Source organism: Pseudoalteromonas atlantica, assembly GCF_043641955.1.
Classification (GTDB): domain Bacteria; phylum Pseudomonadota; class Gammaproteobacteria; order Enterobacterales; family Alteromonadaceae; genus Pseudoalteromonas; species Pseudoalteromonas atlantica_A.
Genome location: NZ_JBHZRV010000001.1, coordinates 756246 through 776348 on the forward strand (window position 1 = coordinate 756246; position 20103 = coordinate 776348).

Here is a 20103-nt window from a genome sequence, read left to right on the forward strand (position 1 = left end):
TTGTTTATCGTCATATTTATCGATAGTTTATAAGATCAAAACTATGATAAAAAAAGTAATAATATGATCAGGGTTGAAAACCTTTGCCGCACTTACGGTGCAGGTGAAACAAAAGTAATGGCATTAAATAATGTCTCGTTACACATCAAGGAAGGTGAGTTTGTTGCTATTATGGGCGCGTCTGGCTCAGGTAAATCCACTTTAATGAATATATTAGGCTGCTTAGATACTCCTTCATCTGGTAACTACCTTCTTTCTGGGGAAAGTATAAAAGAAATTGATGATATAAGCCTTTCAGCGATTCGTAACAAGAAAATTGGCTTTATCTTTCAAACCTTTCATTTGCTAACCCGTTTAAGTGCGCAAGACAACGTTGCTCTTCCTCTTCGTTATACTGACATACCCAAGCATCAAGCTAGCGAGAGAGCCATGGCCATGTTAAACAAAGTAGGTCTTCAGGCTCGAGCCCATCATAAGCCTTTTGAGATGTCTGGGGGCCAGCGTCAACGCGTTGCCATAGCCAGGGCGTTAGTAAACGAGCCTAATGTTATATTTGCCGATGAACCCACTGGTAATCTTGATAGTAAAACGTCTCATGAAATCATGGAACTTTTGTGCTCTCTTCATCAACAAGGACATACCTTAGTTATGGTCACCCATGAAGAAGATATTGCCGCCTATGCAAAACGCGTCATTCGCATGAAAGATGGTAGCGTAATAGAGGACAGCGGATGTTAGTAAAAAAAGTAGTCAGCATAAGCTTAGGGGCGTTTCTGTGTTTAAGTTCAAGTGCTACGCTAGCTCAAAGCTTGCTGCTAAGTGGTGAACTAAAAGCCAGTGAACAGCAACAGTTTTATGCACCTAAATCTGATAATTGGCGTGTTCAAGTACAATGGATGAGAGAAGAAGGCGATATAGCTCAGCAAGGCGACTTGGTTGTGGTATTTGATAGTGGCTCTATCGCCAGTGAAATTGAGCAAGATGAGGTCAGTCTTGAAGCAGCAAAGGAAGAGTTAGTTCGGATCACGACCAGTAATGAAGAAAAACAAATTGAAGCTGAGTTTAACTACAAACGTACCGAGCTATTACTCCAGCGGGCACGCATTGATGCGAGTATCCCACAAGCTAATTTAAGTACATATGACTATCAAAAAAATCAGCTTGAACTTGAAAAAGCGCTCATTAATAAGCAAAAGTCATTCGAAGAGTTAGTACAGGTTAAAGCCGCGAACAAAGTGGCTCATAATAAACAACGACTCGAAATTAAACAATTAACAACCAACCTGAAATATAACAGAACACAATTAGCCAGTATGAGTATCAAAGCACAGCGAACCGGCCCTGTGCTTTATGCGAATCACCCATGGAATGGTGAAAAAGCCTTTGTCGGCATGACGGCGCAACCTGGTTGGAAAATTGCCGAAATTCCTGCCATGAGCGAACTGTATATTGAAGCATGGGTGCACGAAATTGATTACCATAAGCTAAAGCTTGGCCAACAGGCTCAATTATTATTTGACGCCTATTTACAGCAACCTTTACAAGCCAAGTTGACTGAAATATCAACCCAGCCTGAGGAACGTTTACAATGGGGCAAAGATGCCTATTTTAGAGCACGGTTTAACTTTGATGATGCAGGCTTAACGTTACTTCCTGGTATGAGTGCAAAACTTACTATAGGGGCAACTCATGATGAGTAATAATACTTTTTATTTTAAAACCTTATTATTAAGTACGATACTTCTGTTAAGTGCTTGTGATGAATCAAATGAGCAAGTTTTTAATGTTAAAAGCAGTGATATTTTACTCAGCGTTAAAGCAAATGGCGAGTTAGAATCTGCTACCAGCGCTATAATCGCCCCTCCTTCTATTGCGCGTATGTGGCAGTATCAAATCAAAACTATGCTGCCAGAAAATAGTAATGTAAAAAAAGGCCAAGTAGTTGTATCTTTTGATGATAAACAGGTTCGAGACAAACTAATCGATAAACAAGGAGATCTCGAGCGGGCTAAAAAACAGCTTGAAAATGCACAAAATAAAGAACTTATAAAAGAGCAAGAACTCACCTTGCAAGTGGCCGAAATGAAAATGAACTACGATAAAGCCAAGCGTAAAGCTGACATCGTCGATCACTCTCGTTCTGCAGTAGAACGAAAAAAGTCACAAATTGATTTTACAATTGCAAGTAACGACTTAAAACTGGCTAAAAGTAAACAAGCATATCAACAACAAAGCAAAGAACTAAATCTAAAAACAGCGCAAAGTAAAGTTGCCAGACTACAAAGTGAAGTAGATGGCTATTTACAAGATATTGAACGGCTGAAGGTTAAAGCACCTATAGATGGCTTGGTTATCTATAAAACTAATTACCAAGGTGAAAAGTCCTCAATAGGCGAAAGCGTTCAATTTGGGCAGCCTGTAATTGAGCTTGCTGTGTTAGAGAATATGCAAGTGAAAGCACAAATAGATGAACCTGATAGCGGTAAAATCGAAACAGGCCAACCAGTTAAAATTACCATTGACGGCAGTACTGAAATTGTAGTTTCTGGAAAAATTGCCAGTTTAGGTAGAGTATTTAGAGAAAAATCACCTCAAGATAAACGTCGAATTGTCGACGCAATTGTTAGTATTGATAACCTCGACACCCGCGTTATTCGCCCTGGACTGACCGCGCGTTTAGAGATCACCACAGCCACCTTGAACCAAGTGCTAAGTGTTCCATTAGCAAGTATTCATTATGATCAACAAGGTCCTTATGTTGAAACGACTGAAAATGAGAAACAATTTATCGAGATCAGCCATTTCACCGATAACTTGGCTGTCGTGAAAAAAGGCTTACAACACGGTAATGAGGTAAAACTATGAACATACGCCTGATCCTAAGTTTACTCGCTCTTATTTTATTTATAGGCGGCTGCTCAACAGAAAAGCCCATACAAAATGCCCTTACTTACACAGTAAGCCACCATGAGTTTAAAACTGAAGTAGAAGCAAAAGGTCATTTAACTGCAGCCAATGAAACCATAATCAATGCACCGGCTTCATCGCGCGGTCCACAAACCTTAGCTTGGCTGATGCCTGAATACCGACAAGTTAAAAAAGGAGATGTAATTGCGCGTTTTGATGGCGAGCAAATGCGTAGACAAAGTCAAAAGAACACAAATAGAGCGGCTTTAACAGCACAAGACTTAACCCAAAAGTCTGCAGAAATAAATAAAGACAAAACTATTTTAGAGCATGACATTGTATTAGTGAATGAAGAAAAACAGTTTGCCGAGGACTATTCTATTGAAGATGAACGTATTCGTTCAAAACTCGATATTTTAGACTCGCAACAAAACGTTGAGTTCTTAAATGCCAAACATAATTACTATAATTGGCAGACTAATCGCTTTGAGCAAAGCGCAGCCGGCGAATTAATGCTATTGAAAATGAAAGAAAACCAATACAAACAAAAACTAGCCATGCTCAATACCAATTTGTCACAGTTAGAAATTGTTGCCCCGCACGATGGTCTACTTACCCATAATACCAACTGGCGTGGTGAAAAACCTCGTGCCGGAGAAACCATGTGGCCAGGACAAAAAATAGCGGCGCTACCTGATGTAAGCGAAATGCAATTAATACTGTATGTTTCTGAGCGAGAGGCTATTGATCTAGCTGTTGGGCAATCAGTACAATTTCGACTGATCGCATTACCCGAACAACAGTTTAGTGGTGAATTAATTGAAGTATCACCCTTTCCAAAATCGATTAAGCGCGGGGATCCGCAAAAATATTACGAACTAAAAGCAAGCATTAACCAACAAACCAAGGCCCTTCGCCCTGGATTAAAACTCAATGCCCGTATTTTGGTTAACCCACTAAGTGAACGTTTAATCGTACCAAAGCAAAGTGTCTTTACCGAACAAAATGCTCACTATGTCTATGCTGAAAAAGCAGGTGAATTTGTAAAAACCACCGTCACTTTAGGTAAACATAACCTGAGTCACGTAGAGATCACTGACGGTTTAGCCACCAATGATGTGATTTCACTCATAGATATAAAGGACATCTAATGAAGTACTTAAGTTTATTTATCGACACTACCTTAGAACTCGCCCAACATAAATTACGTACTTTATTAACATTATTAGGCATGATTTTTGGTGTCGGTGCAGTCATCGCTATGCTCAATATTGGTGAAGGCGCAGAACGCGAAGCAATGAAAATGATTGACTCTATGGGTTTATATAATCTGATCGTTAATGCCAAAGAGTTTGATGAACAAGAACTAAAAGAACAGCGTAAACATTCTGCCGGGTTAAGCTTACGTGACGCCCAAGTCGCTCATGACTCACTGCCATTTGTTACGGCATTCGCAGCGCAAAAAAACATCGAAACCTACCATATATTTAGTCAATATAATAATAGCGATGGCCATGCCGTAGGGGTTAGCGCTAATTACTTCAATCTATCTCATTTTGAATTGTTTCAAGGGCGTACATTGAATCAACATGATGCGCAAAACTTCGCACAAGTAGCTTTACTTGGTGCAAATACTGCAAAACAATTATTCCCGCTAGGCGATGCTCTTGGTCAGCAAATAAAAATAAATCACTTATGGTTTGAGGTCATTGGTATTTTACAAGCGCCTTATTTAAAGAAAAAAGAGTTTCAAGGCGTAAAACTTGGCAATGAGCAAAACCAAGTATTTATACCACTAAGTACAGCATTACATCGCTTTGAAAGTGGCTTGCTTGATAGTGAAGTAAGTAGCTTAAAATTAGCCATTGATAAAACGGTCGATCCAATTATTGCTGCACAGGCAGTAGAACATTTATTTAAGAATCGTCATAGCGACATTGACGATTTTGAATTAGTTATCCCTGCTGCGTTATTAGCTCAACAAAAACAGACTCAGCAAATCTTTAATATTGTTATGTCATGTGTCGCCGGCATTTCTCTTCTGGTGGGCGGCATAGGTATCATGAATATAATGTTGGCAACAGTGCTTGAGCGCACCAAAGAAATTGGTTTATTACGTGCTGTAGGCGCCACCCAAAAAGATATTCGTACTCAATTTATTGCTGAAAGCTTTACTATCTCTATCTTAGGTGGGTTGCTCGGGGTCGTATTTGGTATTTTATTGTCTGAGGTGATTTCAATGTATTCACAATGGGCCGTTTCATGGTCAATGACGGCAATCGTACTGTCTTTTAGTATCTGCGCCATGGTCGGTTTAATTTTTGGTGTATACCCAGCAATTAAAGCCTCGCAACTTGACCCCATAGAGGCACTGCAAAGTGATTAGTAGTAAACATGCCCTCGTTGTTGAAGGTGGCGCAATGCGAGGGATCTTTGCAACAGGCGTGCTCGATGCCTTTTTAAACGCTCAGTATCAACCGTTTAATCAATGTTTTGGCGTATCTGCAGGGGCTACTAATATTGCAGCATATTTATGTAAGCAACATAAGCGTAACCATAAGGTGATCACCGATTACTCTTGTCGACCTGAATTTATTAACTTGCTACGCTTTATGCGTGGTGGTCACTTATTTGATTTAGACTGGCTATGGCAGCAAACTATTGCCGATATACGTTTAGATTTAGCCGAATTTGCCCAACAACATTCTGAATTTTATATTGTTGCTACCGCTGTTGCGACAGGTGAAGCACACTATCTTAAAGCCACACCGGCCGATATGGAACAGCAACTCAAAGCATCATGTGCTATACCTATTGCATACAGAGATTACCCAGTTATTAATGGCATTGAAATGACTGATGGGGGCGTGGCTGACTCAATCCCAGTTCGCAAATCTTACGAAATGGGCGCGAAAGAGATAACAGTGATTCTTTCTCAACCATTAGGTTATCGAAAAAAAGTTAAAAAGTCCTCTTGGTTTACAAAATCACTTTATAAACGATCCCCCAATTTAGCAATTGCATCACTTAAGCGCGCACAAGATTACAACGACAGCATTGATTTTATTAACTCTCCCCCCTCAGATTGTAAAATACATATCATTGCGCCACCAAGTGACTTTAAAGTGGGAAGGATGACTAAAGATAAAAATAAACTCGCTGAAGGTTACCTGATGGGCATTAATGCAAGTAAACATTATTTGTCCACCTCTTAACCAGAGTTCTGGTTATTTATCTTCTAGCCTAATGTGCTATGAGTAAAGGTATGATACAGCAATGAACTATCAAGTAAGCAGTAACAAATCACGTTTAAATATTGAGCTTATACATGAGTTCATTAGTGGCACATATTGGGCGAAAGAGATTCCAATTGAGATTATGCGTAGAGCCATACAAAACTCTTTATGTTTTGGCGTATACAATGAGCAAAGTGAACAAGTTGGTTTTGCCAGAGTCATTTCAGATTTTGCAACATTTGGCTATTTAGCAGACGTATTCATTCTAAAAGCACACAGAGGCAGAGGTTTAAGCAAAATATTACTCACAGAAATTATGGCTCACCCAGATTTACAAAACCTACGTCGTTTTTGTTTAGCGACAGCGGATGCCCATACTTTGTATCAGCAGTTTGGTTTCAGCGCCTTAACTGCCCCTGAAACAATGATGGAAATCCGTGTCGCAGATATATATACCCAAACCACCTCAAGATGCAGAATTCAGCGTTTCACAGGGGCTTAATATCAAGGCGTTACTTTGCAACAATGGCAGTCCCTTTTAAGAAGTAACAACGATGAAAGTAAGTTCCTGTGAAACGCCCAAGGGGTTGGTTTAAAAGTGATTTATACTGCGTTATTGATTTTAACAATAGAACCACTATTTCTTGCAATCAATGCCTTGCCTAAATCGCTTTTAACTCCAACTGAAACTCGCATCTTGAGGTGGCTTGGGTATACCAGCAACTCTAATCTGTAAATCAGATTTTAAACGCCCCAACCTGCTCTTGTAACCTCGATGCAAGTTCAGCAAGCTCTTGTGAAGCTTGTGCATTCTGCTGTGAACTCTCACTTACCGAAGTAATGCTTGAACTAAATTCATTGATGTTGCTACTTAATTCATTTGCTACTAATTGCTGTTCTTGCGTCGCGGTTGATACCTGTGTGTTCATATCAGAAATTTCAGTGACTTCATGATTAATCTCAGTTAATACTTGAGATGAGTACTGAGCATGATCCACACTTTCTTTCGCACTACTTTCAGCATTTTCCATTGCACCAACGGCTTGCTGCGCCATGTTTTGCAATTTAGTAATCATTTCATTGATACTAGCTGTCGCTTTTTGAGTATTGTGAGCTAGCTGCCTCACTTCATCTGCTACAACGGCAAAACCGCGGCCAGAGTCTCCAGCTCGTGCTGCTTCTATCGCTGCATTAAGAGCAAGTAAATTAGTTTGCTCAGCAACCCCTTGTATCATCATTACTACTTGGTTTATTTCATTCGTTTGGGCGTTTAAATCCGTAATGAGTACTGTGTTTTGATTGACCAATGCTGACAAGGTGTTAATCGACTCTATATTATCTGCTACAGCTTGCTGACCTTGCTGCGCTTTTGTGTCCGCATTTGCTGCTTTCTCTGACGTAGCACTGGCATTATGCGCTACTTGCTCTATGGCGCTGCTCATTTGGGTAATTGCTGTTGCAATCATAGCTGACTGCTGCTCTTGCTCAGTTGCTGTGCTGGCAACTTGTATACTTATAGAGTTCATTTGTTCAGCTGCTGATGAAAGCGTTAAAGTTGCACCCGCCATATCGGTTACTAGCGTATGAATACGCGATAGCATAGCATTAAAATTCTGTGCGGTATCTGCTATCTCATCGCTCCCTTTAAGCTCTGCTCGGAGCGTCAAGTCGGCGCTATTGGCTATGTGAGTAATAGTTTGACGCAAACACATTAGAGGGTTTTGTATTGAACGATAAATAAAATAGGCCACTAGTAGTAAAAGTAAAACGAGTATTACAATGGCTGCTATCATTGCGAATCTAATTATTTTATAGTTTTCGTCTGCTTGTTGTTTAAAGCTATTTGCCTCTTTAAGCTGTAAATCTATTAAAGCTTGGTAACTGCTGCTAAGGGGATCAAAATGTGCGTAAAGATCTGCCACGAATTGCTTTTGTGATAATGATGAAAATTCGCCGTTATTAATAGTCTCTAGCAAATCACTTAAATGGCGTTGTACTGGTAAAAGCTTGTTTTCGACATTAGACACGAGCTGCAATTCATCACTTGTTAGTGTAGTTTGTAAGTAGGCTTGCCATTCTTGCTCTGCTGTACTTTTAGCCTCGTTTATTGCTGATATAAGCGAATTACGCTCTATGGTCCCAGCACGGTATTTATGCAACAAATCAACAATATTTACAGCATAGTTATCTGATACCGTTTTTATCTGTTTAAGCGGTACAACACGATCATCGTATAAACTATCAATCCCTGAAACTAGCCGCCCCATAGTGTTTATTGAAAAAATAGACACAATGGAAAAAATTATTAAAGGTAACAAAGCCAACACAGCTAGACGAGTACGAACTGAATAGTGATTTAACATCATCATCTCGGAATTCTTAGTTGATAAAATGAGTATAATACCAATTTTTAGTTTCCGTTATTTTTTATGCAATAAATTATACCTGTTGAGCTGAAGTGGTTATAATTACGGTAATTATATAAGGTAGGCATAACATTATGCGCTTGCGTTCATTCACAAAACTTGTTGGCTTTGTATTGCTATGTCAAGCTTTTAGTTTACATGCGCAAAAGAGCGTTATTAATATTCGCTTAGCAACGCCTAGTGATTTCAATTCGCCAAAAAATCATTACATGCATGCATTGCTGCGAGCAAGCCTAGAGAAAGAAAATATCGATGTTGAATTTAGTTACTCAACGATCCCAATGAACAGTAAACGGATCATTGAAGAGCTAAGCCACAAAGACAGCATTAGTTTAGCTTGGCTTTCTATGCCTAAAGGCGCACATTCGAACCTTATACGCACCACACTTCCGCTGTACAAAGGTCTTCATGGAAAACGATTGCTAATGATCAATCAATCGCAACAACATCGTTTTGCAAATATCAATTCACTGGAGGAGCTAAAACCACTTGTAGCTTTGCAAAAACAAACATGGTCTGATTACGATGTTCTAATAAGGAATGGCCTAACAGTGAATGGCGAACATGATTATGATGTAATGCTTAAATTGTTAGCCACAGGCTTGGCTGATTACTTTCCTCGCTCAGTTTCTGCAATAGCAACTGAAACAGCAAAACAACCATACAAGCAACTTATCATCGAACCTACAATAATGTTGCAATATAATAATTATTATCACTTCTATGCTCATAAAAAAGACCAGTTGCTCATAACAAAACTGCAAAATGGTTTATTAAAATTACAACAAAGCGGTGAATTCGATGCACTCTACCAGCGATATATTAACCGTTCATACGATGCTTTGAACTTATCTTCTAGAAAAGTATTTGACTTAAAATAAGGTAATTATAATGGCTCATCTAATTCGTTTAATCAGTTACATCATTGTGTTTGGGATTGGTTTTTCAGCGGGCATGTATGCCCTTCCTATTATCACAGCCCCCACATCGCCAAGTAAACTAGAACTTGTTAATCATGCGCAACAAGCGATGTATACAGGAGAGTTTAAGGCTGAATTACCAGGTTCTGATTTTCTTCATTTTGCAAAAGGCCAGGTAAAGTTAAGTAATAGTCATATATCGTTTGAAGGAGAAATTAGCCCTGGCCCAGACTACCAAGTTTATTTAGCTGATCGCTTTGTTGACAACGAAGCTGATTTCCTTGCACTTAAAGGAACATTCACAAGAGTGGCAAGCATCAAAACGTTTGATAGCTTTATGGTCAAGATACCACAAGGCATCAATATTGCTAATTTTAATACCGTAATAATCTGGTGCGAAAGCTTTGACGAATTTATTAGTGCAGCTAAATATCAGTAAGAGGTTATTAACGACTCGGCTCAAAGCCATCGTACTGCGGTAATTTTGCCTCAAAGTCTTCCCAATTTGCTTTAGAACTGCAAAAGTTGTGACTGAGTGGGCGCTCATTAATATCACTGTCTAAAATACCTAAACGTAACCTCAAGCGCGCTGGGTCATCGAGGTTTTCACTGTAAACTGGACTACCGCAAGCGGTACAAAAATGACGAATACGCCCCGGTTTAAACTCAAAAGCACTTAAACTATCTTGGCCTTTAGTAACTTTAAAATCAGCACGTTGAATAAAACCATTAGTAGCAAAGGCTGTGCCGCTAGACTTTCGACATAATGAACAGTGACAGTGAATAATGCTCTCGATTGAGCCTGCAACTTGCACTGCGACTTTCTTACACAAACAGCTTCCTTGGTACATGCACTTCTCCAATTATTTTTTATAAAATATACCACATATAGGTATTTTAAAAATAAAAAAAGTCGCCTTTGGAGAGGGCGACTTTGGAGAATAACAGTCATGGGTGTATGGCTGTTAAAACATAGACATAGACTGTTAAATCAAGAGTTTTTAAGCAGCGTGACTATTTTGTTCGCTGTGTCGTATTAAGTAGTCAAACGCACCAAGGCTTGCGGTTGCGCCACTGCCCATAGCAATGATAATTTGCTTAAATGGTGTATTAGTCGCATCACCGGCACCATAAACACCAGGTAGTGTTGTAGCACCTTTTGCGTCTACTAAAATCTCACCAAATTTGCTAAGTTCCAATTCTGAATCTTTCAGCCATTCCGTATTTGGGATTAAGCCTATTTGTACAAAAATACCCGCTAAATTAAGATTTTTACTTTCACCTGTGACACGGTCTTTATAAGCTAGCCCTGTCACCTTTTTACCATCACCAAGCACTTCTGTAGTTTGGGCGTTTTTAATAATAGTAATATTATTTAAGCTGTTTGCTTTACGAATAAGTACTTCGTCAGCGCGGAGTGTATCTGCAAACTCAAGTACCGTTACATGCTCAACAATGTTTGCTAAATCAATTGCGGCTTCAATACCAGAGTTACCACCACCAATTACAGCTACAGGCTTACCTTTAAATAAAGGGCCGTCACAATGCGGGCAGTATGCTACGCCATGGCCGCGGTACGCTTGCTCACCGGGTACGTTCATTTCGCGCCAGCGTGCACCAGTTGCTAAAACAAGCGATTTAGCTTTTAAAGTAGCCCCGTTTTCAAGCGTAATTTCGTATTTGTTATTAACGCGTTCAAGCCCTGCAGCACGTTGGTTATGCATTACATCGACATCGTACTCTTTCACATGCTCTTCAAGTTGCGCAACAAGCTTTGGCCCTTCTGTGGCTTTAACAGAGATAAAGTTTTCAATGCCAAGTGTATCTGCAACTTGGCCGCCAAATCGCTCTGCAACAATACCTGTATTTAACCCTTTACGTGCAGAATAAATAGCAGCTGATGCACCTGCAGGGCCGCCACCTATTACTAAAACGTCAAATTCATCTTTTTCACTCAGTGCCGCAGCTTGGCGTGCTGCACCTTTACTATCTACTTTGTTTAATATGTCGGTTAGGCTTACTGCACCTTGGCTAAATGGTTCGCCATTTAAATAAACAGCCGGTACTGCTAAAATGTTGCGCTCTTCTACTTCCTCTTGAAATAGTGCGCCGTCAATCATTGTTGCTTTAATTTTGCTATTAGTCGCGGCCATTGTATTTAGCGCCTGCACTACTTGCGGGCACGTTTGGCAGCTCAAGCTAATGTAAATTTCAAAATTAAGTTCTTGGTCAAGTGATTGTATTTGTGCAATGTCTTCGCTTTTTGCTTTACTTGCATGTCCGCCAGTATGTAAAAGCGCCAACACTAAACTTGTAAATTCGTGTCCCATAGGTACGCCTGCAAACGTAATGTGGGTATCTTTAACCGGTGAATGTACAACCATAGACGGGCGTCGTGCGCTGGTATCTGGGTTGTTAACTACCGTAAACTTATCACTTAATGATGCTAAATCGTTTGCTAAGCTTTCAACTTCTGCTGATTTTTTGCTGTCATCCAAGGCTATAAGCAGCTCAACAGGTTGAGTAAGCGATTCAAAATGGCTTTTTAATTGATTTTTGATGTTGTTATCTAACATGGCTTAACCCTTTTTAGGAAAATTTGAACAGCAAGCCTCCCATGCCAATAAACGCATATGCTTAATTATCATATTGAGATAGGAGGCACCAATAAACGAATATTTATTGGTTTAAGGGCAGTTACCTGCCCTTATAGAAGAGAAAAATCTATATTTAGATTTTACCAACTAGGTCTAGTGAAGGAGCAAGTGTGTCTTCACCTGGCTGCCAAGATGCAGGACAAACTTCACCGTCGTGAGTTGCAATGTATTGTGCAGCTTGCACTTTACGTACTAACTCTTTAGCGCTACGACCGATACCTAAATCGTGAGTTTCGATTACTTTGATTTCGCCCTCAGGGTTCATCACAAAAGTACCACGAAGCGCTAAGCCATCGTCTTCAATCATTACACCAAAGCTGCGTGTAATACGACCAGTTGGGTCGCCAATCATTGGGTAAGTAATTTTACCTATTGTGTCTGACGTGTCGTGCCATGCTTTGTGAGTAAAGTGTGTATCAGTTGATACTGAGTAAACTTCTACGCCCATTTCTTGAAGCTGTGCATAATGATCAGCAAGGTCGCCTAGTTCAGTCGGGCATACAAATGTGAAGTCTGCAGGGTAAAAGAAGAAGATTGACCACTTACCAAGTACATCTTTTTCAGATAGCTCTACAAAGTCACCGTTGTGGTATGCAGTTGCATTGAAAGGTTGAATTTTTGTGTTGATTAATGAAGTGCTCATAGTATTCCTCATTTATATTTAAAGTTATAAACAACGCAGGTTGCTGCGTTTGCTTGGTATATACAATAGAGGTATTGAGTGATTAAATAAATTTGATTGTTTAGATTAAAACAATCTGTTTTTCAGATTAAACTTTTACAATCTACAATTCGTATTTACTTTGTTAAGTATATTGCTGCTACAATAGCGGCGCTATAAATTGTATTTTAAGGGTATGCTGTAATGGAAAAATTTATCAATCACATCCAACTTGGTTATTTAGGCTTATTGCCCTTTCTTGGCTGTGTAGCGTGGCCATTAATTGCTGGCAGCAATAGCGTTAACTTAGAGTTTTTTACCTTTTATAGCATTGCGATACTTGCCTTTATGGCAGGTAACCTTTGGCACGCTGGCAATCAAAGTTACAGCGACGCAATTAAAGCCGTAGCGCCTGTAATTCCCGTCCCTTTTCTTACATTTCTGCCTATTGAATGGACACTTGCATGGTTAGGCGCGAGTTTCTGGCTGGTACTGTTTTTTGAAAAATCAACACTAAATTGGACAACCTACCACCCTGACTATCAAAAAATGCGCTTTATTTTGACCTCAGTCGTTTTTGTATGCCACATACTAATGATTGGCATGAGTGTCTATCCAGAGTAAACACCACTGTGGTGCTAGAGGGTTGAATGTTGTAGTATCTGCCTCCTTAAATTAAGGAGCTTGCATGATAGACCAATTGCGCCAACAACTTGATCAACTCGGTGAAAATTATGTTGAAAAAAATGGCTTGTTCAAGATTAAAGTATTGCCTTTTTTTTGTGCTATACACATAAAAAAAGACCGCAAAGGTGAAGGACGTTTATCGTTTTATTCAAACCAGTTAATAGAAATATTTTTAGTGGTACTTTTTCTGTTATTTGGTGTTATGATTTTTGACCCCACAGCTGGTTTTACTCACGGACCAGTGCATATTGTATTTGCCGTATTGATTACATTTAACCTAATTTTGAAACAGATCGCTATTGAAGGGCTTAAGACCCGAATTGCTTTATTAGCTGTGGCTCAGAAACAAGCAACTGAAAACTAACCCGCATTGGTTTTTTCTGCTATACATTAATTAAATGAGTAGTCAGAAGGTATGCAATGAAACACCCCTATTGGATAGCAATAATTTGGCTGTTAGTTTTAGTTTGTAGCTTGCAGCTATTCTATAGTGACTTATTTGATGTTGATATTTTAGAGGAGCTTTTTTGGGCTGCGCTGTCTGTATCTCTCACATTACAAGTCTATGCTTACATTGGTAATAAACTTTTAGTTTCTGCCTGGGTTATTTATTGCACAGGCCTTGTGCTTGACTTGCTTGATGATTTAGTCGATACCGAAATTTTTCCTGTGCTCTTGTTCGACACAGCCCTAAAAAATATCGGCTTTTTATTAACTTGCATGGGTTTATATCTATTAATTTTAGAAAAACGCAATACTATTAAAAAATTAAACCACGAAATACAACTTAGCCAAGCCCTTCAGCAACAATTAGAATTAGAAGCAAACCAAGACCAACTGACTGGCTTAGGTAATCGCCGCGCATGCTTTACTCGGTTTGAACAACTGAAAAGCCATTACCAGCGTGTTTATTATTTTGACTTAGATAACTTTAAGTTCGCAAATGACAAATATGGCCACCAATGTGGCGATCTCATTTTAACCAGCTTCGCCAAACGATTATCGACTAAGTTTAGACAGCACAATTGCTTTAGGCTTGGCGGCGATGAGTTCATTGCATTTTGTAATGACGATAGCCCTAATTTAAATGAGCTACGCGAATACCTAACGGCAGATATGAGAGAATTTCAGGTAAGTGTAAGCATCGGCATTGCTCCAATTTGCGCAGAGCAAGACCCTGATACCATTTTACATAATGCAGACCAAAACATGTATGTTGATAAATCATATAAAGCTAGCCGCAGCAAAGAATCCTGATGATACACCCAAGTAACCTCAAGATGCAGAATTCAGCGTTTCACAGGGGCTTAATATCAAGGCATTACTTTGCAACAATGGCAATTCCTTTTAAAAAGTAACAACGATGAGAGTAAGTGCCTGTGCAACGCCCATCGGGTTGGTTTATAAGCGATTTATACTGCGTTATTGATTTTAACAAGGGAACAACCATTATTTGCAACCAATGCCTTGCCTAAATCGCTTTTAATTCCAACTGTAACTCGCATCTTGAGGTCGTTTGGGTATATATTTGATATAATTAGTCGATGAATGGCTCTAATGAATAACTAAATGTATTTAAACCCAAAATGGCGGATCCTCACCGTGGGTGATGGCGATCTGTCTTTTTCACATGCTCTGTTTAATGCAATTAAACCCAGCACACTCGTTGCATCAACCTACGACAGCAAAGAAACTCTGTGTGATAAATACAGTGATAACGCATTTGAATTATTAGAAAGAGCCAAGGTTAGTTTATTGACTAAATTTGACGTAACCTGCCAAGCAGATTGGCAACGTCTAGGCGAGCAACAGTTTGATCTTGTGATATTTCAATTTCCCCTCATTCCTGCTTTCAAAAGCGAAAATGTATATAAAGCACAAACTCAATCAACGAGCGCCAATACACTTAACCGAGCTCTGCTACATCAATATATAAAAAATGCTTGCCAGTTCGCTCTTGATAAAGCCGGACCGCAACTTTGCTATATTACCTCTAAAGATGTAAAACCGTACTTGCATTGGAACATTGAAGGTAGCTTAGTCGACAATCTCGATGCACATTACCTTGGTCAAATGCGCTTTGATATAACACAATTTCCTGGCTATAAAATCCGTAACGTAGATAGAGACAAACACGTTAAAGATACCAGCGGAATAACCTATGCATTTAGCCCGAAGCAAAATAGCGAGCTATGTAATATGCTTAGTTATCCGAGCTATTTAACCGAAAATCATTGTGAATTATGCCGAGCAGGCCCGTTTTGCTTTGAAGAAGATAAGCAAAAGCACTTTAAAGCTAAAAAACATCAACAAATGTTAAAGCTAGAAGCAGACTGGCAACAGTGGCTCACACAATTTTATAGAAGGGATAATGCATGAACTTTGTTATCGTTGGTACAAACTTTATTAGTGACACTTTACTGAAAGCGGCGCTCACAGTCAGCGAATTTACCCTTTATGGCGTATACTCACGCGAGGTGTCAACCGGTGAAGCTTTTTTGGCGAAGCATAATCAATTACATGCAAAAGTATTTACTGACATTAAGCAAGTGTGTGATGACAAACATGTAGAAGCCGTTTATATTGCTGCGCCCAATAGCTTACACATGAACTATGCAATTTCTTGCTTAGAAGCAAAAAAACATGTGCTTGGTGAAAAGCCTTCAGCCGCAAACAGCACTGAGTTAGCTCAAATACTCACGACTGCGAAGCAGCATCAACGCTTATACATGGAAGCTATGATGACCACTCACCTGCCAAATTTTGAAATACTAAAACAAGCACTTGAAAAGATTGGCACGCCGCGCAAGTACATCGGCCAATACAGCCAGTACTCTTCTCGTTACGACAAGTATAAAAATGGCGAACGCCCTAATACCTTTTTACCCGAGTTTGCCAATGGTGCGTTGGTAGATTTAGGCATTTACCCTTTATATCTATTAATTGCATTGTGGGGCGCACCAAATGCTGTGCAAGCCAGTGGAGTACTGTTGGATACGGGTGTTGATGGCGCCGGAGATGTATTGCTCAATTACAGTGATAAGCAAGCTGTGATCAGCTACTCAAAAATATCGCAAGGTGATAACTTTACTGAAATTCAAGGCGAAAAAGGCCGCATTAGAATTGAAGCCGTATCACTGTTAAAGCGACTACAATTTATTGCCAATGACGGTACAACTGAAGAGTTATCACTGCCCTTTGATGAGCATTTTATGCGTCACGAAGTTGCCCATTTTATAGCAACCGCCACAAGAGAGCAGTGCGAGTCAAATATCAACACCCACCAATTATCACTCGATGTAATGACAGTGCTTGACCAAGCACGTAAGCAATTAGGGGTGGTTTACCCAAGCGATAAAATCTAGTTTATATCGCCTCAACTAACGTTGGGGTTGCTTTTTAATATTGCTCTGCGCGGTATCCGAAGATTAAATTACTTATATTTCGCTAAAATTTAATAGTGATACTAAGCCCTTAAAATTAACTAAATCGTCCCTAAAATCGTCAATATGCCCTAATATGCTATTAGAATCATAAATATTCTAGGTTATTTCGAATTCTATTCTATAGTTATTGAGTATGCGTTAAAAAATTGGAGGCGATTTTGACGATAAGACTAATGCTAAGAATTGTTTTTGCTACAGCAGTTACAATTGCAGCTGGGTTATTTGTAATTATTTTACTGCTTAAATCTGGATTGTCCGACAGTCAACAATCTGCGCAAACTCGCTATCATCTCAGTCACTTTGCCAAACTTTCATCTTCCAATTCAATACGCTTAACTGAGCTTGCTCGCCAATATGTTGTAACTTTAGAGCCCAGCTATAAAAATCAATACATTGAATTAGTAAATCAAATTCAAGGTAATGAAGCTTGGCTAGATGGTCGTAAAAAATCGTATCTTGAACGCTTAAAAGAATACCGTGTTGGTACTAACGAACTGGCATTGTTAGACAAATCCAATTCACTCTCAATGAATTTAGTCAACACTGAGGAACGCGCTTTTCAAATGGTCAGCAGTTTTGCTGGTCAGTCGCCTGCATCATTAAGCTCAACAGAGCAAACACAATGGATACAAGCAATAAAACTGCTAACAGATCAAGCTTACATGGAAGAAGTGTCTAAAATACAAGTGCCTGTTCAAGCATTTTTAGCCGCCACAGAAAAAAGTAGTTTAGAAGAAGTCGAAACCAATAATAACCGGGTAGCCAACTTAAGCTTTATCAGTATCGTGATGGTGTTAATCATCATCACAATTTTAATTGCCTGTTATTTACAACTGGAAAAACGCGTAATAAAAACCACTGCACAATTAGTCCGCGAGGCACAACGTATCGCTAATGGAGACTTATCGCGTAAAATCATTCATTCTGGTAAGGATGAGATTGCCGAACTGTCAGCCAGTTTTAATATAATGATAGATAAACTGGCCGCATTACTATCTGAAATACATGCACAATCTCAACAAGCTCAAGTTGCTGCTAATGAACTAGATACTATAGCCCATCAGGCAAAAACGCTTAACGATGAGCAAAGTCAGGCAATTGAAATTATCTCAAGTTCAGTTTATGAAAACTCTACAGCTGTTAAAGAAGTATCTAAAAACTGCTCTGAAGCAGCGCAAAATGCTAGTGACGCGGATAGTAAAACTCAGTTAGGCATTAATGTAGTCGGGCAAAGCATTCAATCCGTTGAATCGGTTGCGGCTATTTTGACTGAATCAATTAGTGATTTAAATGACTTAGAATCCTCTGTTAACGAGGTAGCTGTGATATTAAACGTAATTAGTAATATTGCTGAGCAGACCAATCTACTAGCATTAAATGCTGCCATTGAGGCCGCGCGGGCAGGCGAGCAAGGACGAGGTTTTGCAGTTGTTGCCGATGAAGTGCGCACGCTAGCAAGCAGAACTCAGGCATCTACCGTTGAAATTCAAGACAAGATTAACAGCCTGCAATCTGCCAGCAACGCAGTGACTGAACGAATCCGCAGTAGTGATGAAAGGGTAAAAGATGCGGTTAGTAACTCTGAGAAAGTGGGTGATATGTTGCAAGAAATTAGCAACCAAGTGCGTTTAATTTCTGACGCAAACCGGACTATAGCTTCTGCATCTGAACAACAAGCACAAGTTACAGAAGATATTGCCGAGCGATTAACTGGGATCCAAGATGCTAGCGTACAATCACAATCTCAAACAGCGCAAATATCTTCTTCCTCAAGCGAGTTGGCGCAAGTTGCGGTTAATTTAAATACTCAAATCAGTAAGTTCAAGCTTACCTAGTAATAAAGCACAATTGCTTTTATAACTCTTACAGGTCTATACAAAAACGAGCGGTTAAGTTTTAACTTAGCCGTTTATACCCAAACCACCTCAAGATGCGAGTTTCAGTTGGAATTAAAAGCGATTTAGGCAAGGCATTGATTGCAAATAATAGTGGTTCTATTGTTAAAATTAATAACGCAGTATAAATCGCTTTTAAACCAACCCGTTGGGCGTTTCACAGGAACTTACTCTCAGCGTTGTTACTTCTTAAAAGGGATGGCCATTCTTGCAAAGTAACGCCTTGATATTAAGCCCCTGTGAAACGCTGAATTCTGCATCTTGAGGTGGCTTGGGTATATTTGTTTTTTGGCGCTTATCGCAAATATATTAAATTCTAATTTTAATCTGTACACTCTGCCCATTGTCATCTTTACTTTTTTTTGTATTAAATATGTCTCGAATCATGCCCTCATTCTTAATTGCTGTAACCTGCGTATTACTGGCAATGATCACCATACAATCTGGCGCGTCAGTTGCAAAACAACTGTTTCCTCTAATTGGTCCTGAGGGCACAACCGCTTTACGTTTAGGTTTTTCCGCTGCTATTTTATGCCTTGTCTTTCAACCGTGGAAATCGTTTCCTCCTTTAGGTCAGCGCTTACCTGTCGTTGTCTATGGTTTGAGCCTAGGAGGCATGAATATTTTGTTTTACTATGCCATTGAGCGCATTCCTTTGGGTATTGCTGTTGCCCTTGAGTTTACAGGTCCCCTTGCCGTGGCATTGTTATCTTCACGAAAAAAACGCGATTTATTTTGGGTTGCATGTGCAATAGCAGGCATAGTTTTACTTCTGCCCGATATGAAAGGTGAAGAACGCTTAGATCCTTTAGGCGTAATATTAGCTTTGGGCGCGGGTGCCTGCTGGGCCTTTTATATTTTGTTTGGCAAAAAAACCGGAAATCAGGGTTCTGGCGGAATGACTGTTGCGTTGGGGATGAGTGTTGCAGCCATTGTATTGGTGCCTTATGGCGCGTTTCATCAAGGTGTCGCTTTACTGAGTTGGGAAGTTATTCCGCTTGGCTTTTTAGTTGCAATTATGTCAAGTGCCCTGCCCTATACCCTAGAAATGGTTGCACTTCGCAATATGCCAGCACAAGGCTTTAGCATTATGATGAGTTTAGAGCCAGCGATTGCAGCTTTAGCTGGTTTTATCATTCTCGCAGAAATGCTGAGTATGTGGCAGTGGCTCGCTATTTTGCTAGTAATTGTTGCTTCTGTTGGTAGCTCTATGTCAGGTTCAAAGAGCAGCTAGTTTTTACTGAACCTGAACTTTGGTTAAGAGCTGT

General features: G+C 39.6%; 20 protein-coding genes. 16 read left to right on the forward strand and 4 right to left on the reverse strand.

Going from position 1 to position 20103, the window contains the following annotated elements:
* Window positions 1–63 precede the first annotated feature (63 nt).
* The 7 genes from ACHUE3_RS03095 (at window position 64) to ACHUE3_RS03125 (ending at window position 6645) form a co-directional block, all read left to right on the forward strand.
* Window positions 64–738, forward strand: a complete 675-nt coding sequence (locus tag ACHUE3_RS03095; RefSeq protein WP_394190066.1) for an ABC transporter ATP-binding protein — start codon at window positions 64–66, stop codon at window positions 736–738.
* Window positions 732–1700: an HlyD family secretion protein gene (locus ACHUE3_RS03100; RefSeq protein ID WP_394190068.1), complete on the forward strand. Its 969-nt coding sequence runs from the start codon at window positions 732–734 to the stop codon at window positions 1698–1700. Before ACHUE3_RS03095 ends, ACHUE3_RS03100 begins: the two co-directional genes overlap by 7 nt.
* Window positions 1690–2865: an efflux RND transporter periplasmic adaptor subunit gene (locus ACHUE3_RS03105; protein WP_394190070.1), complete on the forward strand. Its 1176-nt coding sequence runs from the start codon at window positions 1690–1692 to the stop codon at window positions 2863–2865. Before ACHUE3_RS03100 ends, ACHUE3_RS03105 begins: the two co-directional genes overlap by 11 nt.
* Window positions 2862–4058 (forward strand): efflux RND transporter periplasmic adaptor subunit, encoded by a 1197-nt coding sequence (locus ACHUE3_RS03110; protein WP_394190072.1) that lies wholly within the window; start codon window positions 2862–2864, stop codon window positions 4056–4058. The genes ACHUE3_RS03105 and ACHUE3_RS03110 overlap by 4 nt, the downstream gene beginning before the upstream one ends.
* Window positions 4058–5293: an ABC transporter permease gene (locus ACHUE3_RS03115; protein WP_394190074.1), complete on the forward strand. Its 1236-nt coding sequence runs from the start codon at window positions 4058–4060 to the stop codon at window positions 5291–5293. The genes ACHUE3_RS03110 and ACHUE3_RS03115 overlap by 1 nt, the downstream gene beginning before the upstream one ends.
* On the forward strand, window positions 5286–6122 hold the full coding sequence (locus ACHUE3_RS03120) for a patatin-like phospholipase family protein (protein ID WP_394190076.1): 837 nt from the start codon (window positions 5286–5288) through the stop codon (window positions 6120–6122). The genes ACHUE3_RS03115 and ACHUE3_RS03120 overlap by 8 nt, the downstream gene beginning before the upstream one ends.
* 61 nt (window positions 6123–6183) lie before the next feature.
* Window positions 6184–6645, forward strand: coding sequence for a GNAT family N-acetyltransferase (locus ACHUE3_RS03125; protein WP_394190078.1), 462 nt, complete (start codon window positions 6184–6186; stop codon window positions 6643–6645).
* A 235-nt stretch (window positions 6646–6880) separates the two neighbouring features.
* Here ACHUE3_RS03125 and ACHUE3_RS03130 read toward each other — a convergent pair whose 3' ends face one another.
* On the reverse strand, window positions 6881–8512 hold the full coding sequence (locus ACHUE3_RS03130; protein WP_394190080.1) for a methyl-accepting chemotaxis protein: 1632 nt from the start codon (window positions 8510–8512) through the stop codon (window positions 6881–6883).
* A gap of 131 nt (window positions 8513–8643) precedes the next feature.
* On the opposite strand from ACHUE3_RS03130, the gene ACHUE3_RS03135 reads away from it, so the two are divergent.
* Both ACHUE3_RS03135 and ACHUE3_RS03140 read left to right on the forward strand, forming a co-directional pair.
* On the forward strand, window positions 8644–9450 hold the full coding sequence (locus tag ACHUE3_RS03135) for a substrate-binding periplasmic protein (protein WP_394190082.1): 807 nt from the start codon (window positions 8644–8646) through the stop codon (window positions 9448–9450).
* A 10-nt stretch (window positions 9451–9460) separates the two neighbouring features.
* Window positions 9461–9928 (forward strand): DM13 domain-containing protein, encoded by a 468-nt coding sequence (locus ACHUE3_RS03140; protein WP_394190084.1) that lies wholly within the window; start codon window positions 9461–9463, stop codon window positions 9926–9928.
* Between the two features lie 7 nt (window positions 9929–9935).
* On the opposite strand, the gene ACHUE3_RS03145 is transcribed toward ACHUE3_RS03140, so the two are convergent.
* The 3 genes from ACHUE3_RS03145 to ahpC form a co-directional block, all read right to left on the reverse strand.
* Window positions 9936–10340, reverse strand: a complete 405-nt coding sequence (locus ACHUE3_RS03145) for a GFA family protein (protein WP_394190086.1) — start codon at window positions 10338–10340, stop codon at window positions 9936–9938.
* Between the two features lie 150 nt (window positions 10341–10490).
* Entirely contained in the window at window positions 10491–12065 is a 1575-nt protein-coding gene (gene ahpF / locus ACHUE3_RS03150; RefSeq protein WP_394190088.1) for an alkyl hydroperoxide reductase subunit F, read from the reverse strand.
* Between the two features lie 154 nt (window positions 12066–12219).
* Window positions 12220–12789, reverse strand: coding sequence for an alkyl hydroperoxide reductase subunit C (gene ahpC / locus ACHUE3_RS03155; RefSeq protein WP_394190090.1), 570 nt, complete (start codon window positions 12787–12789; stop codon window positions 12220–12222).
* A gap of 222 nt (window positions 12790–13011) precedes the next feature.
* Here ahpC and ACHUE3_RS03160 point away from each other — a divergent pair, with 222 nt between their 5' ends.
* The 7 genes from ACHUE3_RS03160 to ACHUE3_RS03190 all read left to right on the forward strand — a co-directional run bounded on the left by ACHUE3_RS03160 (window position 13012) and on the right by ACHUE3_RS03190 (window position 20069).
* A complete protein-coding gene (locus ACHUE3_RS03160; RefSeq protein ID WP_394190092.1) occupies window positions 13012–13431 on the forward strand; it encodes a DUF3429 domain-containing protein in 420 nt (139 codons plus the stop codon).
* 64 nt (window positions 13432–13495) lie between these two features.
* On the forward strand, window positions 13496–13858 hold the full coding sequence (locus ACHUE3_RS03165; RefSeq protein ID WP_394190094.1) for a hypothetical protein: 363 nt from the start codon (window positions 13496–13498) through the stop codon (window positions 13856–13858).
* Window positions 13859–13914: 56 nt separating this feature from the next.
* Complete coding sequence (locus ACHUE3_RS03170; RefSeq protein WP_394190096.1) at window positions 13915–14751, forward strand: GGDEF domain-containing protein; 837 nt, start codon at window positions 13915–13917, stop codon at window positions 14749–14751.
* Window positions 14752–15063: 312 nt separating this feature from the next.
* Window positions 15064–15873 (forward strand): class I SAM-dependent methyltransferase, encoded by an 810-nt coding sequence (locus ACHUE3_RS03175; protein WP_394190098.1) that lies wholly within the window; start codon window positions 15064–15066, stop codon window positions 15871–15873.
* Complete coding sequence (locus ACHUE3_RS03180) at window positions 15870–16859, forward strand: Gfo/Idh/MocA family protein (protein ID WP_394190100.1); 990 nt, start codon at window positions 15870–15872, stop codon at window positions 16857–16859. The genes ACHUE3_RS03175 and ACHUE3_RS03180 overlap by 4 nt, the downstream gene beginning before the upstream one ends.
* Window positions 16860–17098: 239 nt before the next feature.
* Window positions 17099–18775, forward strand: coding sequence for a methyl-accepting chemotaxis protein (locus ACHUE3_RS03185; RefSeq protein WP_394190102.1), 1677 nt, complete (start codon window positions 17099–17101; stop codon window positions 18773–18775).
* A gap of 433 nt (window positions 18776–19208) precedes the next feature.
* Complete coding sequence (locus tag ACHUE3_RS03190) at window positions 19209–20069, forward strand: EamA family transporter (protein WP_394190104.1); 861 nt, start codon at window positions 19209–19211, stop codon at window positions 20067–20069.
* The last annotated feature ends 34 nt before the right edge of the window (window positions 20070–20103 follow it).

Coding starts and splice junctions, on each gene's coding strand:
- ACHUE3_RS03095 (WP_394190066.1), top strand. CDS start 64: ATGATCAGGGTTGAAAACCTTTGCCGCACTTACGGTGCAGGTGAAACA.
- ACHUE3_RS03100 (WP_394190068.1), top strand. CDS start 732: ATGTTAGTAAAAAAAGTAGTCAGCATAAGCTTAGGGGCGTTTCTGTGT.
- ACHUE3_RS03105 (WP_394190070.1), top strand. CDS start 1,690: ATGATGAGTAATAATACTTTTTATTTTAAAACCTTATTATTAAGTACG.
- ACHUE3_RS03110 (WP_394190072.1), top strand. CDS start 2,862: ATGAACATACGCCTGATCCTAAGTTTACTCGCTCTTATTTTATTTATA.
- ACHUE3_RS03115 (WP_394190074.1), top strand. CDS start 4,058: ATGAAGTACTTAAGTTTATTTATCGACACTACCTTAGAACTCGCCCAA.
- ACHUE3_RS03125 (WP_394190078.1), top strand. CDS start 6,184: ATGAACTATCAAGTAAGCAGTAACAAATCACGTTTAAATATTGAGCTT.
- ACHUE3_RS03130 (WP_394190080.1), bottom strand. CDS start 8,512: ATGATGATGTTAAATCACTATTCAGTTCGTACTCGTCTAGCTGTGTTG.
- ACHUE3_RS03135 (WP_394190082.1), top strand. CDS start 8,644: ATGCGCTTGCGTTCATTCACAAAACTTGTTGGCTTTGTATTGCTATGT.
- ACHUE3_RS03140 (WP_394190084.1), top strand. CDS start 9,461: ATGGCTCATCTAATTCGTTTAATCAGTTACATCATTGTGTTTGGGATT.
- ACHUE3_RS03145 (WP_394190086.1), bottom strand. CDS start 10,340: ATGTACCAAGGAAGCTGTTTGTGTAAGAAAGTCGCAGTGCAAGTTGCA.
- ahpF (WP_394190088.1), bottom strand. CDS start 12,065: ATGTTAGATAACAACATCAAAAATCAATTAAAAAGCCATTTTGAATCG.
- ahpC (WP_394190090.1), bottom strand. CDS start 12,789: ATGAGCACTTCATTAATCAACACAAAAATTCAACCTTTCAATGCAACT.
- ACHUE3_RS03160 (WP_394190092.1), top strand. CDS start 13,012: ATGGAAAAATTTATCAATCACATCCAACTTGGTTATTTAGGCTTATTG.
- ACHUE3_RS03165 (WP_394190094.1), top strand. CDS start 13,496: ATGATAGACCAATTGCGCCAACAACTTGATCAACTCGGTGAAAATTAT.
- ACHUE3_RS03170 (WP_394190096.1), top strand. CDS start 13,915: ATGAAACACCCCTATTGGATAGCAATAATTTGGCTGTTAGTTTTAGTT.
- ACHUE3_RS03175 (WP_394190098.1), top strand. CDS start 15,064: ATGTATTTAAACCCAAAATGGCGGATCCTCACCGTGGGTGATGGCGAT.
- ACHUE3_RS03180 (WP_394190100.1), top strand. CDS start 15,870: ATGAACTTTGTTATCGTTGGTACAAACTTTATTAGTGACACTTTACTG.
- ACHUE3_RS03190 (WP_394190104.1), top strand. CDS start 19,209: ATGTCTCGAATCATGCCCTCATTCTTAATTGCTGTAACCTGCGTATTA.